At 51.9% G+C, this 15831-nt stretch carries 14 protein-coding genes; 7 read left to right on the forward strand and 7 right to left on the reverse strand.

The genetic code is table 11. From position 1 onward, the window contains the following. Positions 1 to 409: 409 nt before the first annotated feature. The 4 genes from BLQ88_RS06300 to BLQ88_RS06315 all read left to right on the forward strand — a co-directional run bounded on the left by BLQ88_RS06300 (position 410) and on the right by BLQ88_RS06315 (position 7090). Entirely contained in the window at positions 410 to 1549 is a 1140-nt protein-coding gene (locus tag BLQ88_RS06300; RefSeq protein WP_090147705.1) for an efflux RND transporter periplasmic adaptor subunit, read from the forward strand. Positions 1550 to 1573: 24 nt separating this feature from the next. Then, positions 1574 to 4750 carry an efflux RND transporter permease subunit gene (locus BLQ88_RS06305; protein ID WP_090147706.1) on the forward strand — a complete coding sequence of 1059 codons (3177 nt, stop codon included), beginning with the start codon at positions 1574 to 1576 and terminating at the stop codon, positions 4748 to 4750. Between the two features lie 27 nt (positions 4751 to 4777). After that, positions 4778 to 6190, forward strand: coding sequence for a TolC family protein (locus tag BLQ88_RS06310; RefSeq protein ID WP_090147708.1), 1413 nt, complete (start codon positions 4778 to 4780; stop codon positions 6188 to 6190). A 69-nt stretch (positions 6191 to 6259) separates the two neighbouring features. Continuing rightward, entirely contained in the window at positions 6260 to 7090 is an 831-nt protein-coding gene (locus BLQ88_RS06315) for an AraC family transcriptional regulator (RefSeq protein WP_090147709.1), read from the forward strand. A 62-nt stretch (positions 7091 to 7152) separates the two neighbouring features. Here the strand turns inward: BLQ88_RS06315 and BLQ88_RS06320 are convergent, their stop codons facing one another. The 7 genes from BLQ88_RS06320 to BLQ88_RS06350 all read right to left on the reverse strand — a co-directional run bounded on the left by BLQ88_RS06320 (position 7153) and on the right by BLQ88_RS06350 (position 12838). Beyond that, positions 7153 to 7734, reverse strand: coding sequence for a TetR/AcrR family transcriptional regulator (locus tag BLQ88_RS06320; RefSeq protein ID WP_090147711.1), 582 nt, complete (start codon positions 7732 to 7734; stop codon positions 7153 to 7155). Between the two features lie 79 nt (positions 7735 to 7813). Further along, entirely contained in the window at positions 7814 to 9607 is a 1794-nt protein-coding gene (locus tag BLQ88_RS06325) for an NRDE family protein (RefSeq protein WP_090147712.1), read from the reverse strand. Then, positions 9595 to 10086, reverse strand: coding sequence for a DinB family protein (locus BLQ88_RS06330; protein ID WP_143016799.1), 492 nt, complete (start codon positions 10084 to 10086; stop codon positions 9595 to 9597). Before BLQ88_RS06330 ends, BLQ88_RS06325 begins: the two co-directional genes overlap by 13 nt. A gap of 65 nt (positions 10087 to 10151) precedes the next feature. Further along, a complete protein-coding gene (locus BLQ88_RS06335; RefSeq protein ID WP_090147715.1) occupies positions 10152 to 10547 on the reverse strand; it encodes a DoxX family protein in 396 nt (131 codons plus the stop codon). Then, a complete protein-coding gene (locus tag BLQ88_RS06340) occupies positions 10547 to 10987 on the reverse strand; it encodes a YHS domain-containing (seleno)protein (RefSeq protein ID WP_090147717.1) in 441 nt (146 codons plus the stop codon). Before BLQ88_RS06340 ends, BLQ88_RS06335 begins: the two co-directional genes overlap by 1 nt. Before the next feature lie 20 nt (positions 10988 to 11007). Continuing rightward, positions 11008 to 11475, reverse strand: coding sequence for a YHS domain-containing (seleno)protein (locus BLQ88_RS06345; RefSeq protein ID WP_090147718.1), 468 nt, complete (start codon positions 11473 to 11475; stop codon positions 11008 to 11010). A gap of 76 nt (positions 11476 to 11551) precedes the next feature. Next, complete coding sequence (locus BLQ88_RS06350) at positions 11552 to 12838, reverse strand: spondin domain-containing protein (protein ID WP_090147720.1); 1287 nt, start codon at positions 12836 to 12838, stop codon at positions 11552 to 11554. Between the two features lie 138 nt (positions 12839 to 12976). Between BLQ88_RS06350 and BLQ88_RS06355 the strand changes: the two genes are divergently transcribed. The 3 genes from BLQ88_RS06355 to BLQ88_RS06365 all read left to right on the forward strand — a co-directional run bounded on the left by BLQ88_RS06355 (position 12977) and on the right by BLQ88_RS06365 (position 15828). After that, positions 12977 to 13681, forward strand: a complete 705-nt coding sequence (locus BLQ88_RS06355) for a response regulator transcription factor (protein ID WP_229212602.1) — start codon at positions 12977 to 12979, stop codon at positions 13679 to 13681. A 1-nt stretch (position 13682) separates the two neighbouring features. Continuing rightward, on the forward strand, positions 13683 to 15143 hold the full coding sequence (locus BLQ88_RS06360; RefSeq protein WP_090147723.1) for a HAMP domain-containing sensor histidine kinase: 1461 nt from the start codon (positions 13683 to 13685) through the stop codon (positions 15141 to 15143). Between the two features lie 106 nt (positions 15144 to 15249). Then, entirely contained in the window at positions 15250 to 15828 is a 579-nt protein-coding gene (locus BLQ88_RS06365; RefSeq protein ID WP_090147724.1) for a TetR/AcrR family transcriptional regulator, read from the forward strand. Positions 15829 to 15831: the final 3 nt, after the last annotated feature.

Below are 15831 nucleotides of genomic sequence, written 5' to 3' on the forward strand. Positions count from 1 at the left end.
ATATTACATCGCTACGCGATTTTTACATTTGATGCGACGCTTGTGTGATAAAATGACTGGAATTTTGGTACTATCGGGTGTGATTTTGTATATACCTTCTCAAAAGACACTATTCTGAATTTTTGTCAGAGTACGACGAAGGATGGTCTATTATGGGTTTACAGCCTCAATTTGACTCTAATAACTCATGAACTCTAAGCTGCTGTTAGGCCCTGGGCAGTCGTTAGTGGCGAAAGACTGGAATGACAAATACTGATAGTGATAATTTGTACAGTTTTTTGGAAAATATATACCAACGGTAACGCTGTTAACCAGGTTAATTTTGTGTCATTGTTAGAATGTACAAACAGGCGTCGCAGTCGTATCGACATGTACTTGCTTATGCTGCCTGCCACAAAATGAACCTAGTATGAAAAAGATCCCGGTATATTTATCTGCATTGAGCGTATTGCTGCTCTTTGGGTGCGCTTCCGAACCAGAGCAAGGTCCACAAACCGGGCCTGCACCTGCTTTTCAGGTCCAGGCCGTCGGCTCGGGTGAGGCCACCATTTACTCCGAATATCCTGCAACGCTCGAAGGGCTGGCTGACGTAGAAGTCCGCTCACAAGTGGAAGGTATTTTGCAGCGCATCCTTGTGGCCGAAGGGGCATATGTAAAAGAAGGAACGCCATTATTTCAAATCGATCCGCGCCAGTATACCGAAGCATACAACAGCGCGCAAGGGGAGTTGCTTGCGGCTAACGCCACCGTGACAACAACGAAACTGGAATTGGAGAAGTTGGTGCCATTAGTTGAAAATAAAGTATTGTCCGCCTTCCAGTTGAAAATAGTGCAATCGGCCTACGAAGCGGCTCTTGCACGCATGAAGCAGGCGGAAGCGAAGGTAGGTAGTGCACGGATCACGCTCGGGTATGCGACGGTGAGGGCCCCGGTAACGGGTTATGTCGGCCGGATTTTTAAAAAGGCGGGCAGTCTCGTTTCGGCTTCCGACGCGCAACAGATCACCTACATTTCAGACAACCGTTCCGTCCACGCCTATTTTACGATTGGAGAAACCGACTTTTTGAAGTTCCGGGAAAGCCTGGCAGGTAAGTCCATCCATGAGAAGCTCGGCAATGCCCCGGCAGCTGCATTGATCCTTTCGGGCGATATCGCCTACGAACACCCGGGCAAGCTGGATATGATCGATGCGGCATTTGATAAGAATACCGGGGCGATCGCATTGCGTGCTACTTTTCCCAACTCGGACGGGCTGCTGCGCTCGGGTAATTCGGGTAAAGTGAAGCTGGGCTTCAAGCAAAGCAATGTCGTTTCAATCCCGCAGGAAGCAACCATTGAAATACAGGACAAGATCTTCGTATATACAGTAGGGAACGGTAGCAAGGTCGCGAAAGTGCCGCTCAAAATTTCCGCCTCCGTTGGTAACAGCTATCTCGTTTCCGACGGGTTAAAGGCAGGCGACCGGATCGTGCTCAAAGGGATGGATGCCCTTAAAGAAGGGATGGTGATCACTCCCAAAGCACCTGAGGCCGACTTGGTGCAGAATTAAATCCTTCATTAGTCAACAGAAATCATGTTTAAAGTATTTATAGAGAGACCCGTGGTAGCTACGGTGGTATCGATCATTCTGGTGATACTGGGCGTAGTGGGTCTTACGAGTTTACCAATACAACAGTTTCCGGACATTGCCCCGCCTGCGGTGCAGGTGCTGGCGGCATACCCGGGTGCGAATGCCGAAACGATGCTTCGGGCCGTTGCGCCTCCTTTGGAAGAGGCGATCAACGGGGTGGAAGATATGAGTTATATGAGCTCGTCGTCCAATAATGATGGTACGTTGGCCATTACGGTGTATTTCAAGCTGGGTACAAATCCGGACCAGGCTGCCGTAAACGTGCAAAACCGCGTGGCTTCGGCGACTGGTTTCCTGCCGGCGGAAGTGGTGCAGGCGGGAATTACGACGCAAAAGGTGCAGAATGCCATTATAATGGGTATCAACCTTTACAGCGAGAACCCGAAGCTTTACGACCACACCTTCCTGACAAACTATGCGGCGATCAACATCATTCCGGAGATCAAACGTATCTCAGGGGTGGGGCAGGCCAATATTTTCGGCGGCAGCAAGGATTATTCGATGCGCATCTGGCTCAATCCCGCGCAAATGGCCTCCTATAACATCACACCGAACGAGGTAATGGGCGCTATCAAAAACAAAAACCAGGAGGCTGCACCGGGTCGCTTCGGCGAAATGAGCGAGCAGGCATTTGAATACATTATCAAGTATGCGGGGAAATACAATAAGCCGGAAGAGTATGCCAACCTGATCATCCGGTCGAATGGTGACGGCTCGCTGCTCCGCTTGAAGGATGTAGCGAAGGTCGAGCTCGGCTCGTACACTTATGGCACGTTCAATACCGTGAATGGCAAGCAGGGCATTTCCATTGTGGTACTGCAATTGCCCGGCTCCAATTCGCGTGAAATCCAGATTGCGATCGAAAAACTGATCAAAAAGGCGGAGAAGGACTTTCCTCCCGGCGTGAAACAAATGCCGCTTTACAATACGAAGGATGCGCTTGACCAGTCGATAAGCCAGGTGGAGCACACTTTGATCGAAGCGTTTATACTGGTATTTATCGTGGTGTTTCTGTTTTTGCAGGACTTCCGTTCCACATTGATCCCCGCGATTGCGGTGCCGGTCGCGCTGGTGGGTACATTCTTCTTCATGTCGCTGTTTGGCTTCTCGATCAACCTGCTGACATTGTTCGCATTGGTCCTGGCCATCGGTATTGTTGTCGATGATGCGATCGTGGTCGTGGAAGCGGTGCATTCGAAACTGGAACATACTGATATAAAGCCGCGGGAAGCGACCACGTCGGCCATGCACGAGATCACCGGTGCGATCATATCGATTACGCTCGTCATGGCCGCCGTATTCCTTCCTGTGGGTTTTATGAAAGGTTCCGCCGGCGTTTTTTACCGGCAGTTCGCGTTCACGCTGGCTATCGCGATCGTCATTTCGGCTGTCAATGCATTGACGCTCAGCCCGGCATTGTGCGCGCTGTTTTTGAAGGATGTCAGTCACGGCGATAAGTTTCAGCCGACGACGTTCAAGCAGCGTTTTTTCTACGGATTTAACCAGGGCTTCGAATCCATCACAGGTCGCTATGTTAACGCGGTGCGAAAACTGGTCCGGTTCAAATGGCTTAGTTTGGCAGGGCTTGCAGTGGTGATCATCACGACCGTCTGGCTGATCAGAAAAACGCCTACCGGGTTCATACCTTCGGAAGATCAGGGGTTTATCGCGATCGCGGTGTCGTTACCGCCGGGCTCATCCATGGCCAGGACGCAGAAAATCTTCACCGAAGCGGCCGGTAAGCTTCGGGATATGGAGTCGAAGCTGATTTTCAACGAGATCGCTGGTTTTAATATGCTTACGCAATCCACCAGCCCGTCGGCCGGAGTGGCGTTTTTCAGGCTGAAAAAAGATGGCGAGCGTGGCCCTATGAACGACATCGCCCCCATAATGGCCGAAATCAACAAGCGGCTGGCTACTATTCAGGGCGCACAGTTCTTCGTATTTACGCTGCCGACCGTTCCGGGTTTCAGTAATGTGGACGCGCTGGATTTTGTATTGGAGGATAAAACCGGTGGGAGGCTGGACAAGTTTAGCGGGATTGCCAACAAGTTTATGGCCGAATTGATGAAGCGCAAGGAAATTGCCGTGGCATTCTCCACATTCCGTGCAGATTACCCGCAGATTGAAATGGTGCTGAACCACGAAAAAATCGAACAGCTTGGTGTGGACGAAAAAGAGATTCTCAGTACAATGCAGTCCTATTTCGGCAGTGCGCAGGTGTCTGATTTCAACCGGTTTGGCAAGTACTACCGCGTAATGGTGCAGGCCGATAAATCCAACCGCGAAGACCCGTCTTCGATGGATGGGGTGTATGTCAAGAACAGGGCTGGCCAAATGGTCCCCGTCAATACTTTACTAACACTTAAAAGGGTTTTCGGGCCGGAAACAATCACGCGCTACAATCTCTTCAACTCGATCGGGATCAATGCGATACCCAAGCCGGGTTACAGTTCGGGGGATGCGATCAATGCGGTCAGGGAGGTTGCTGCTGAGCAGCTGCCGGCCGGTTATGCCTACGAATTCTCGGGCATGAGCAGGGAGGAAATCGCTTCCGGTGGGCAGTCGATCGTGGTATTTGTATTGTCGCTGCTGTTTGTCTATTTCCTGCTGGCGGCGCAGTACGACAGCTACATTTTGCCGCTGGCGGTTATTTTCTCCATTCCGACGGGCATTATCGGTGTATTTACCGCCATTGGCCTGGCCGGCATCGAAAACAATATCTATGTGCAGGTCGCATTGATCATGCTCATCGGCTTGCTGGCCAAAAATGCGATCCTGATCGTAGAGTTTGCCGTTCAGCGCAGGAACGCAGGCCATTCGCTCATCGATTCGGCGCTGGAAGCGGCCCGGCTGCGGATCAGGCCGATCATCATGACCTCCATCGCATTCGTGGTGGGTATCACGCCGATGATGCGGGCGACCGGGCCGTCGGCAATGGGTAACCACTCCATCAGCATCGGTGCTGCGGGAGGTATGCTGAGCGGCGTCGTGCTGGGCCTATTCATTATTCCGGTGCTCTTTGTGGTGTTCCAGGCATTGCATGAGAAAGTAAGTGGTAGAAAGCTGCCCGCGGCGGACGAGGAACTAGTTGAAAACAAACCGGTGCCCGCGGTTTAATGCCGGGCGGTTTTAGATAGAAAAATCATGGCTAAATATAAAAATGCCTGCCTGGCGCTGCTCATTGCAGCGGCGCTGGGCGCTTGTAAGGTGTCGAAGGATATTCAGACGCCGACGGACGCTGTTCCGCAAAGTTTCAGGGATGTGGCCACAGCCGACACGGCCAGCATCGCCGGGCTGCCCTGGAAGGACTTCTTTTCAGATCCGGTGCTGCAAAAGCTCATCGATACCGCCATTGTCAGGAACTACGACATGCGGATCGCCGTCACGAACATCGATGCTGCCGGTCTGCTGGTGAAGCAAGCCAAATGGAACAACGTTCCGGCGGTAACCCTGGGGATCGGCGCCAGCACGACCAACCCATCGGACAACAGCCTGAGCGGCCTGACGGCCGGGCAGTTCCTGGGTACCAATCATCTGGAAGATTTTTCGGTTGGGCTTAATCTGACTTGGGAAGCCGACGTGTGGGGCAAAATACGGAACCAAAACAAGCTGGCTGTGTCGCAATACCTGCAAAGTATCGAGGCCCGCAAGGCTATTCAGACCAGCCTGGTCGCAAACGTTGCGAATGGCTACTATAATTTGCTGATGCTGGATGAGCACCTGGCGGTGGCGGAGAAAAACAGGGCGCTCAGCGATAGTACCTTGCGGATGATCCGCCTGCAATTCGAGAACGGACAGGTGAGTTCGCTGGCCGTACAGCAGGCGGACGCCCAGTTGAAGGCGGTGCAGCAGCTTATTCCTCAGTTGGAGCAGTATATCGCTGTTCAGGAGAATGCCCTGCGTGTGTTGGCAGGTGAATTTCCTGCCAAAATCACCCGTACGGCTTCGCTGGCAGAAATTGAGGTTTCCCGAAATGTCGCCGCGGGATTGCCGGTGAGCCTGCTCAACCGCAGGCCCGACGTGCGGCAGGAGGAGCTGGGGCTGGTTGCCGCCAATGCGAACGTCGGGGTGAACAAGGCCCAACTGTATCCTGCGCTGCGTATCTCTGCGGGCGCGGGGCTGAATTCGCTCAAAGCCAGCGACTGGTTCAATATGCCGGCCTCGCTGTTCGGGATGGTTGCCGGCAGTGTAACCCAGCCATTGTTGCAGCGGCGAGAATTGAAGACCCGGTACGAGATTGCTTTGGCTGAGCGGGAAAAAAGCGTGCTGCAATTCAGGAAGGCGGTGTTGGTGGCGGTAGGAGAGGTGTCGGACGCTATGGTGAAAATCGAGAAGCTGCGTGCCTCGCAAGCCTTTGCTGACAGCCGGGCTGCTACGCTGCGGCAAGCTGTTTCCAATGCCAGCCTGCTTTTTAACAATGGGTCGGCCAGTTATCTCGAAGTAATTACCGCACAGGGTAATGCATTGCAAAGTGAGCTGGATGTAGCGATGCTGAAAAGGCAGCAGTTGTCCGCACTGTCGGATCTTTACCGGAGCCTTGGAGGCGGCTGGAAATAAGTAAATGATGGTCGTGCAAATGGAATAATTTTACTTGTAAAATTATTCCATTTGTGGTAAATTTGTACTATGAAAAAGGAACATTTGTTCGAACCGTACTCCATAAGCGTCCAAACCCTGGATACTTATCCGGTACATGAGCACCAGCACACATTTTTTGAGCTGGTGTATGTGATTTCAGGCAGCGGTTTCCAGCGAATCAATCAAAACAAGTTTGAATACCAGCCGGGCGACGTGTTTCTCATAGCGCCACACGACTCTCATTGCTTTGATATCAAGGAATCTACAAGTTTTTTCTTTTTGCGTTTCAATGATATTTATTTGAAAACCAATGGGATAATCAGGGACAATATCCAGCGTCTGGAATATATCCTGATGAATGCAAATCACCGGCCAGGCCCAATCATCAAGAACGAGACCGACAAGCCGTTTGTTCGTGCGACGGTCGAAGCGATGATACGCGAACAGGTCAACCGGGATGTGTGTTGGGATAAAATTAACTTGCAGCTCGTGAATACACTCATCGCATTTGTGGCAAGGAATATTGAGAAGTACCTTCCTGAGGAGCTTAATGATGACAAAGAGGAAAAGGCATTTGATATTTTACAGTACATCCAGGCAAACATTTACTCGCCCAATCTGATCAAGGCGGAAAATGTGGGTAAGGAGTTTGGGATTTCCCAGGCATACCTGGGGCGGTATTTCAAAAAACATACCGGCAAAACGATGCAGGACTACATTGCAAGCTATAAAACCAAGCTGATAGAGAACAGATTGCTCCACAGCACAATGCGCATTTCGGAGATTGTCGATGAACTTGGGTTCTCCGATGAAAGCCATTTGAATAAATTCTTCAAAAAAAATAACGGCGTAACACCTTCGGAGTTTCGCCGGCGCTGAGATTATCCGATAGTTCACATAGCAAAAGACCGTCTGTCAGGACGGTCTTTTGTGTTTGTAAATCAGGCATTTACCATCGCTAGCTGAGCCCGGAGCGCTTCGTGCAATACGATCTGATTGATCTGATCGGACATTCCCTTGTGAACCAAGTTGATGGCAATCAAGCCATGGACCGTCGACCAGAACATATAGTACTTAGCGCCAACCAGCTCATCCGATGCTGTTTCGCCTGGCAGGATTTCCCTGATCACTTCCCCGAATAAACCCGGGATCTCGGTTGCCTTATGAAAGCCTTCCTTCATCGCGCTGCAACTAACCTCCACGCCGTACATCGAGCGATACAGCTCCTGGTTGGAAACAGCAAAATTCCAATATGCCTTCCACATCGCTTCCAGCCGCTGATGCGCAGGGAGTGAGAGGGCTCGGGCCTTCTTGATGGCCGCGTAAAGTTTTCGGAACCCGTTGGCTGTCAGCTCGGTGATTATGGCGTCCTTTCCTTCGAAGTGGTCGTATATGACTGGCGGGGTATAGTTAATTTTCTCGGCGATCCTGCGCATACTCAATCCCGGCCAGCCGTCGTTTTTCACAATTTCCAGTGCGGTTTTCAGGATCTTACTTCTGGTTGCATTTCTCAACATGCTCATACATATTCGATCTTTTCATGTTGTTGTTATTATACAACACAAAGGTCGTCACTTAAACACCCGCATTATTTGTACATTTTTACACAAATTGGGTATATTTCTGCTTCGTTAACACTGATCTCTTCGAATGCTCCCTCAACATTTCAAGTCCGTCCTTAAAACACATCCCTTGAATGCCATTGCGCGAGTTTGTGATACTGATCTGGCAAAGGACTTCCCAATGCTTGTAAATTTCTTTCCAGGCAAAGAATATGGAATGTATCGGATCGTAAATGTGCGTCGGCTCACTGGCGGCGCCGTTAAGCTCAATAACTGAAAAGTGCCGGCCTGCTTCAAGATCTTCCCAACTTTTAAAACGGATATCGAGCCTTCCGAAATAGAAGCCGGGTATTGAACTGCAAATGTTGTCAATCACCCGAGTCAAAGCCGGAGAAATGCGGTGGCTCAGATCCACAAACCTGGCGCCACGACTGTGATTACCGTAGGGTACCAGCAGCACGTTTTTACCTGCCGCGGGAATGTCGCCCAATTTGTCACCAAGCGCCCTGTGCAGTTCCGGAAGTTGCAGAATAGCCCTTTCGTCCTGCATAATGAAGGTCAGTATGTCGGACTTTCCGTCACCGCTAACACTTAGAAGTTCTTTTCCGACAATACCTGAAAGTTGTCCCTGATCGTTACCAGGCATTCTGTGGTAGAAGATTCCTGCTTCGTTGGGATAATCGATGTACGGTTGTAAGAGAAAGTTAACCCAGCTGCGCAGGCGGTACTGTTCGAGACCTTCCGGGGTTTCTAAGAGCTTAACTTGGGTACCGCGCTCGCCAATGTCAGGTTTGGCCATCAATGGTAGTTTCAGAGAGGTATTGATCAGCAGCGATTGCATTGTTTCCAGTGAACATCCCGCTTCGCAGCGTACTGTTTCAGGGTACGAGCCCCGGGGCATCAGCGAATAAATTTTGTATTTGCTTTCCCCGGTAAAGCCTGCGTATCGCATCGAAGGATTGGCTGCACCGAAAAACCAGAATGACCGCGCTTTTACACTCAGCCATAACCACAATGGCACCATCGGCAGGTAAACGCACACCAACGGCCAGTATTCCCAGCTACGGGCGCGTATCAGAAACCGCTTTATTTTCCAGCGAAAGCTATCGAACGCGAGGGGCGTGCTCGCTGGTCCAGGCTGCGGGACGCTAACTGACCATTTTTCTGAAAGCAGGTCGTGGTAATAAACGGCAGGTTCTTCGCTGTCGAGGTCGATCGAGGTAACGCTCACCGTTGCCATTGCAGCGCGGTTGGAATGGAAGCTCTGGCTTGCATTAAACCGGATATCGTCTTGGAGATGGAAATCCAGCACGTTCCTTGTATTGATAGTGGTTTTAGCAAACCAATTTTGCAAGCTTCGCACCCGCATCTCCTGCGCCTCGCGCCCGTACAGTGTCGCGGATGCCCATATGTGCGGCCGCGTGGAGTCGAGTTCCTGACAATGCTTCCGGATGCCGTCCCACGTGCAGCGTACCAGCGCGCCGCGGATAAAGAGGATGAGCGTGAATGGCTCTATCCCTTCAAGCGGCATACTTGCAAAACATTCCGTGGGAGCGGTCGAGTCAATTATTTCGAGCATCACGATGCCCCGGCTCTTCCGGTAGAATGGCTCGCGCCTGTGATTGGTAAAGCCGCCGTTGAGCAGTACCGCAGCATCGCGGCGGCCTTTCATTGCGATCCACGTACCGCCCGCGTGAGCGTCTCTCGGGTATAGGAGGGAGTCGCCTCCGGAGCGCGTCACGGGCGGCTCCGCCGGTGTCCGGTCGGTGCGTTCATCACGGTTGGAGGTCAGGAACGCCCCGCGTTCGGTCGGAATGTAGGTTACTGTGCACATTGCGCCTGGCGGTAACGAATGGTGGAAGCAGCTACGCCGAAATTTTCCGGTAGGGGTGTTGCGGTAAGCATTCCGACCCCGATTTTCAGCAAAGCCATGTGGTGTACGGCATGTTCAAGGTTGTAAATCAGTTCGCGTTCATAGTTGGTCGTGACCCGGACACCGGTATCCATCGTGAAATGCAATGGCTTATTATCTCTGCCGAGGTTTGCCAGGACCTGATGCAGCTTCGTCAGCGCCACCTCGCGGTGCTGTTCTATGGATCTGTCCCTGCACCTGGAATCGTAATTAACATCGCCCGCCACGTATCCTTTATCGAGTTCGATAAAAAATTCGATTACATGGCGGACGTGTTCGCCGATCGAGGCGCCGGAAAGTACGGGCAGGCTGCGCCGGTATTCCTCGTCGGTCAATGCATCGAGCATTCCGGCGATTTGCGCAAGCACCGTTTCCAATGATTCAGTTAGTTGCCTGTTCATTTTGTTAGTTTTAGAATTCAGATCAAAAACAATGCCCGTTGAAACAGGCATTGTTTTAATAACTTTCACTCGCGGTTGCGCAGCCCTGAAATGCTGGCACGATGCCAGAATGTGAGGGTCAGACAGGCGGCGAGTACGATCACCGCCATCGCGAAGAGCTTCCCGGAATCGTTCTGTACCACAATCCCCAGGCGGGTCAGGTGCATAAAAACGGCCCCGGTCATCACGCCGATGCCAATCAGCGACCCGTATGCGGTTGTGCGGGGAATCAGGATCAGAACGGATGCGATCAGTTCCAATACGCCTACGAATATACGTCCCCACGGCTCCATACCGACCACCGAGAAGATATAGACCGACTCGGGAGCCGCTGAAAATTTAAAGATGAGCGTCTGCAACATAATGCCGGCAGCTACCAGCCGCAGCGCCCAAGCCCATTTCCGGTGTGTTTGCGGCTTCATCACTGCTTGTCTTTGATCAATGGCCATTGCGTGTCTGCTTTTTCGATTAATTCCTCCCGTTTTTTCGACCAGTTGTCCTTCACCTTCATATTATAATTGAAATACAATTTGTCGTTCACGATTGTCCAGGTTTCCGCTTCCGTGGGCGCTTTATAACCTTGCGATGTCCCGTATGCGCAGTATCCGCCATATTGCGGCACATACTGGTCGGGAGCGGTTTTAAATGCCTCCAAATTCGCACGACTGGCAAAAAGCCAATCCGCATCCTTGTAATGGTAGCTAAGGCTGTCGGCACCTGCGACCGGTTTGGCATCTTTGAAAAACGCGACGACATCATATCCTTTGATCGCCTTTCCTTTCGGTGCGAAAATGTCCGATTTCTGCGCGTAAATTCCCTGGGCGGCCAGCATTAGCGCGGCTGCAAGCAATAATTTTTTCATGTTCAGTTTAATGCAGGTTTTTAAGGTACAAACTTCATCCAGTTCCGATCGGCCGCCGATTTCAGACGGGCTTCATCCTGGTTCCAGCTTTTAAGTGTGTTGTTGAAATATTTATTGTAAAAAAGATAGAGCTTACCGTCGAGTACCTTGAACGTCTCAGGGTCGACCGCCACTTTTTCTCCCTTTTTACCCATTGCAAATGCGCACCAGCCGCCGAATTGCGGCTCGTAACGGGCCGGGTTGCGCGTGAATTCTTCCTTGTTTTGCTTTGAAACAAAGTGGTAGGTGACGCCCTCGTAGGTGGCTGAAAACTCCTTTTTGCCTCCCATGGCCTTGTGTACATTGAAATAGGCCACGGGGTCATAACCCTGTATCGCCAGGCCGGAGTTTTCGAGATTGTATTGTTTTTTACGAACCTCCGGGCCCTGAGCGAATGCGGCGCTGACAGACAGGAAGAAAAGCGCCAGGATTGTGATCTGTTTTTTCATAAATGTAAAGGATGATGTGGGATAAACTCCCCCGCAAGACACTGCCTGCGGAAGGAGCATACTTGTGAAAAGCGGGTTATTGTAATGTTACTTTGATAATGTTATCGATCGCCGGCAATGTCGTGAACTTGTTCGGATTCGGTACCGGGCCGATGGCCCTGCTTTCGTTCAGCGGCGTACCTGCGAGATTGAACTGCGTAATGCCTGCGCCTGGGAACTGGTCTGCGGCTGTACCATTGTCATATAACCCAACCGAGCTCGAAACATCGCCGCCCGCATTGCCGTCAATGTCATTACCGCTTGTAGCGAAGAACCAATCGTTGGAAAAGCCGTACATGGTGGCGATGGCAATGCGGTCGCCGGGAGCCAATGTGAGCTGCTGCGAAACTTTTCCGCCGGCATTACCACCGATTTTAGGCAAAAGCACAGTGCTCGCAGGTTCTTTCAGTACATATACATTTTTAATACCGGACTTCATTCTCAATGCGGCTGCCAGCACGTCGGCATTTCCTTTTTGCGCGAGGTCTTTCAAGCCTTCACCGCGGTCGTTTTCACCGGATTTGAAGAATGGATTTTCAGTACCATTATAAACTACCACTAACACAGGTGAAAGCGGCGTGAATATGCCGGTTTGCGAGGTTAGCCATGTATTCAACGGTGCATTGTCGCCCGCTTCCGCAATGCGCGTCAATGCTTCGGTAGTAGCCTTGCCTTCCGAGTAAATAGGTTCGGGGAGGAGCAGGTTTCCGCCCGCGACGTAAGAAATTGCCCAGACACCCGGGCTGAAAGGCGTTTCGTTCGCCGTTCCGCCCGACTGGTTTTTAATGGTTACCGTAAACATCGAATTGCCGTCATAAGCCAGCGATACATTCATGAGCTGGGAGGCAGGCAGGAATGTGTGTCCGTAATCATCCGTACCCATTACTTCTTTGATATCGCGCGGCGCGGCTTCGGCGGTCCCCGGATGCGCCAGGCTCATGCCCGGCATTCCGTTCACCCGCGTGCCGTTGTCCCAGAGTTTGATCTGCGGGGAAACATCGCCGGTAATGGGTGTGCCATTGTCATCATACAGCTTGATACCCGGATTGGCGGGCGCGAAAAACAGGTCGTTGCTCCATCCGTACATGGTAGCGAAGGTCAGGCGCTGGTTTTTGGCTGCTGAAAACGAGAACGATACCGATTGGCCCGGCATGATGACGGGCGGTGTGCCGTTGCCCTTGAATGTGCCCGACTCCACGAGCGGTTTGCTGTCGAGGACGTTTTCGATGGTAAGGGTTTTAGCGGTCGGCTGCGGGTCGTGGTCCTTGGTGCAGGCGCTGAAAATCAGGGCCGTCAGCGACAGCCCGAGCAGTGGTTTGATCATGTCTGGTTCTTTTTGCGTGTTTGGATGATGCAAAACAACCCACACGATATCCCGGCCGCGTCACGGATTTATAACAAAAGTATCACAGCGGGGTTCCGCGCTGTTTTATTTGTAAACTTTGTAGAAAATCAGTGGAATATGGATACCAAAAATGTGCTGATCGTCGAGGACGATACCAACATTACCGAACTGCTTTCGATCCATCTTTCGGACCTGGGGTGTAAGGTGGTGTCGGAAAAAAACGGACAGAACGGGCTCGCGCGGGCGCAGGACGAAACCTTCGATCTGATCATTCTCGACGTTATGCTGCCCGGCCTGAACGGGATGGAGATCTGCCGGAAAATCCGCCAGGGCAACCGGCAAACTCCCATTATGATGCTCACCGCGCGTTCGGAGGAAATAGACAAGGTGATGGGTCTCGAAACAGGCGCCGACGATTACCTTACCAAGCCGTTCAGTGTGCGGGAGTTCATCGCGAGGGTGCGGGTGATTTTCAGGAGAAATGAAGAAAAGGCCCGGTATGCGGCACCTGTGCCGCAACTGATCCGCATTGCCGGTCTGGAAATCGATATCGACAAGCGGAAGGTCATGTTGCGCGGCGAACGGCTCGATTTGTCGCCGAGGGAGTTTGATCTCATCGTGTTGCTGGCGTCCAACCCGGGCAAAAGTTACAGCCGCAAGCAACTGCTGAGCCTGGTGTGGGGGTACGATTTCGAGGGGTATGAGCATACGGTCAACACCCATATCAACCGGTTGAGAGGAAAAATAGAGGCAGACGCCTCCAATCCTGTATTTGTATTAACTACCTGGGGCATTGGCTACCGGTTTAACGAAGATCTGTGAAATGTCTGTAAGAACTATCGGCGGCAACCTCCTTTTCTGGAAAATAAGCGGCGTGTTTGCGAGCCTTCTCATTATCCTGGGGATCGTGTTCGTAATGATCGCTTCCCATTTTTCGAAATCGTACTATATGACGGCGCACCAGCAATTGTACGGCGGCATCGCACAGCACCTGGCCACATTTACCCAGCCCATCAAAAACGGCAAGCCGGATACCACCGTAACCCACGACATTATCCACTCCACGATGGTGGCCAATCCCAGCGTGGAAGTGTACCTGCTCGACACACTGGGAAATATCACCGATTACGTAGTGCCGGAAGCGACCGTGCATATGAACAAGGTCGATCTGGTAAAAGTGAAGGAATGGCTCGGCGCCGGGACCGATAAACCATTGGGCGATAACCCCAAACGGCCGGGAGAAGCCGGTATTTTCTCCGTCGCGCCGGTGCTCGAACATGGGCAGAAGGTCGGGTACGTGTATGCCGTACTCGCGAGCGATACGCAGAAGGAGATTTTAGCTTCGTTGACCGACAACCTGAATTTCAGGCTCGCCGCCTATATTTTCTTTGCCGCATTGCTGGGGGCATTGGTGGTAGGGCTGATTACATTCTTCCTGATCACCGATAGCGTTTGCAGCATTGCCGGGGTCGTCAAGCGGTTCAAGGATGGCGACCATTCGGCCCGCGTGCACGGTTACGCGAAAGGAAATCTCGGCGTGCTTACCACGACATTCAACGACATGGCCGATGTGATCGTCGACAATATCGAAAAGATCACCGCCACTGACAGGCTCCGGCAGGAATTGATCGCGAATGTCTCGCATGATCTGCGGACGCCGCTATCCATTATGCAGGGCTATGTGGAGACGCTCATGATCAAAAACGACACCCTTTCGGGGGCGGAAAAGGAGCGGTACCTGTCCATTGTACACGAAGGTACACGCAAGCTTTCGGGGCTGGTGGATCAGTTGTTCCAGTATTCCAAATTGGAGGCAAATGTGGTGTCAGCTCAAAAGGAGACTTTTCCATTGGGAGAGCTGGTGTCGGATATTCTGAGTTCCTACCAGCTTAAAGCCGGCGAGCGAAACATCCGGTTGTCGCTGGACGCCCCCGCGGCATTACCACCTGTTTCCGCGGACATTGCCCTGACGGAACGGGTGTTCCAGAACCTGCTCGATAATGCGTTCAAGTTCACGCCTGACGGCGGAAGCATTTCCGTGCACCTGACAGATACCGGAACGGGCGTAAGAGTCCTGGTTGCTGATACGGGTGTCGGCATTGCCAAAGCGTACCAGGAACAGATTTTCGAGCGCTATAAACAGGCCGGACTTTATCCATCCGGGCAAAAAGGTACCGGTCTCGGGCTGGCAATCGTGCGGAAGATCCTGGAATTGCATCAGACCACGATAGAGGTTGTCAGCGACAGCGGAAAAGGTGCCGCGTTTGAATTTGTAATGCATTGACCGTGGCTTCGCCAACCCGGAAGTGATCGCGGGAATGCCCGTAGCGTGTGGTTTTGGAACCAAACCCGGCGATCGTTGTTAATGTAATGAACGATACAAAACAGCAATGGCCCGACCAAAAAAATTCGACGAAGCTGCCGGCTTGCAAAAAGCCATGAATGTCTTTTGGAAGAAAGGTTATGCCGGTACGTCTATCTCCGACCTGACGACAAGTATGGAAATCAACGCGCCGAGCCTGTACGCGACCTACGGCGACAAGCATAAGTTGTTCGTTTCCGCCCTGCAAACGTATTTGCAATCCCAGCACGAATGGATGCGCCAGGCGGTGTTGGAGCAAAAGCCGGTGCGGGAAATCATCCGGTATCTGCTGGCGACGCTGATTGACGCCACTTTGGAAGATCCTGAACGCCGTGGCTGCTTCATGGTCAACACGATAACGGAAATGGCCAACCAGGATACGCAGGTGTTCAGGATCGCTGCCGACAACGAAAATCAAATCCGCTCGATCCTGGCAGATCTGATCCGCAAGGGACAGACGTCCGGCGAGATCGCTTCGGAGAAAGATGCAGAAATACTGGCGAGTTTCCTTTTCATCAACTTCATGGGTATCCGGGTGATTGCCGCTACGAACAGCGATAAAAAACATCTCCACAGCGCTCTGGACGCCATTCTTTCAGCCATCTAAAAA

Source organism: Dyadobacter soli, from assembly GCF_900101885.1.
In the GTDB taxonomy this organism is placed as follows: Bacteria; Bacteroidota; Bacteroidia; order Cytophagales; family Spirosomataceae; genus Dyadobacter; species Dyadobacter soli.

Excerpts from the sequence above, each read along its gene's own strand:
- BLQ88_RS06300 (WP_090147705.1), top strand. The coding sequence starts at position 410 with ATGAAAAAGATCCCGGTATATTTATCTGCATTGAGCGTATTGCTGCTC.
- BLQ88_RS06305 (WP_090147706.1), top strand. The coding sequence starts at position 1,574 with ATGTTTAAAGTATTTATAGAGAGACCCGTGGTAGCTACGGTGGTATCG.
- BLQ88_RS06310 (WP_090147708.1), top strand. The coding sequence starts at position 4,778 with ATGGCTAAATATAAAAATGCCTGCCTGGCGCTGCTCATTGCAGCGGCG.
- BLQ88_RS06315 (WP_090147709.1), top strand. The coding sequence starts at position 6,260 with ATGAAAAAGGAACATTTGTTCGAACCGTACTCCATAAGCGTCCAAACC.
- BLQ88_RS06320 (WP_090147711.1), bottom strand. The coding sequence starts at position 7,734 with ATGAGCATGTTGAGAAATGCAACCAGAAGTAAGATCCTGAAAACCGCA.
- BLQ88_RS06325 (WP_090147712.1), bottom strand. The coding sequence starts at position 9,607 with ATGTGCACAGTAACCTACATTCCGACCGAACGCGGGGCGTTCCTGACC.
- BLQ88_RS06330 (WP_143016799.1), bottom strand. The coding sequence starts at position 10,086 with ATGAACAGGCAACTAACTGAATCATTGGAAACGGTGCTTGCGCAAATC.
- BLQ88_RS06335 (WP_090147715.1), bottom strand. The coding sequence starts at position 10,547 with ATGAAGCCGCAAACACACCGGAAATGGGCTTGGGCGCTGCGGCTGGTA.
- BLQ88_RS06340 (WP_090147717.1), bottom strand. The coding sequence starts at position 10,987 with ATGAAAAAATTATTGCTTGCAGCCGCGCTAATGCTGGCCGCCCAGGGA.
- BLQ88_RS06345 (WP_090147718.1), bottom strand. The coding sequence starts at position 11,475 with ATGAAAAAACAGATCACAATCCTGGCGCTTTTCTTCCTGTCTGTCAGC.
- BLQ88_RS06350 (WP_090147720.1), bottom strand. The coding sequence starts at position 12,838 with ATGATCAAACCACTGCTCGGGCTGTCGCTGACGGCCCTGATTTTCAGC.
- BLQ88_RS06355 (WP_229212602.1), top strand. The coding sequence starts at position 12,977 with ATGGATACCAAAAATGTGCTGATCGTCGAGGACGATACCAACATTACC.
- BLQ88_RS06360 (WP_090147723.1), top strand. The coding sequence starts at position 13,683 with ATGTCTGTAAGAACTATCGGCGGCAACCTCCTTTTCTGGAAAATAAGC.
- BLQ88_RS06365 (WP_090147724.1), top strand. The coding sequence starts at position 15,250 with ATGGCCCGACCAAAAAAATTCGACGAAGCTGCCGGCTTGCAAAAAGCC.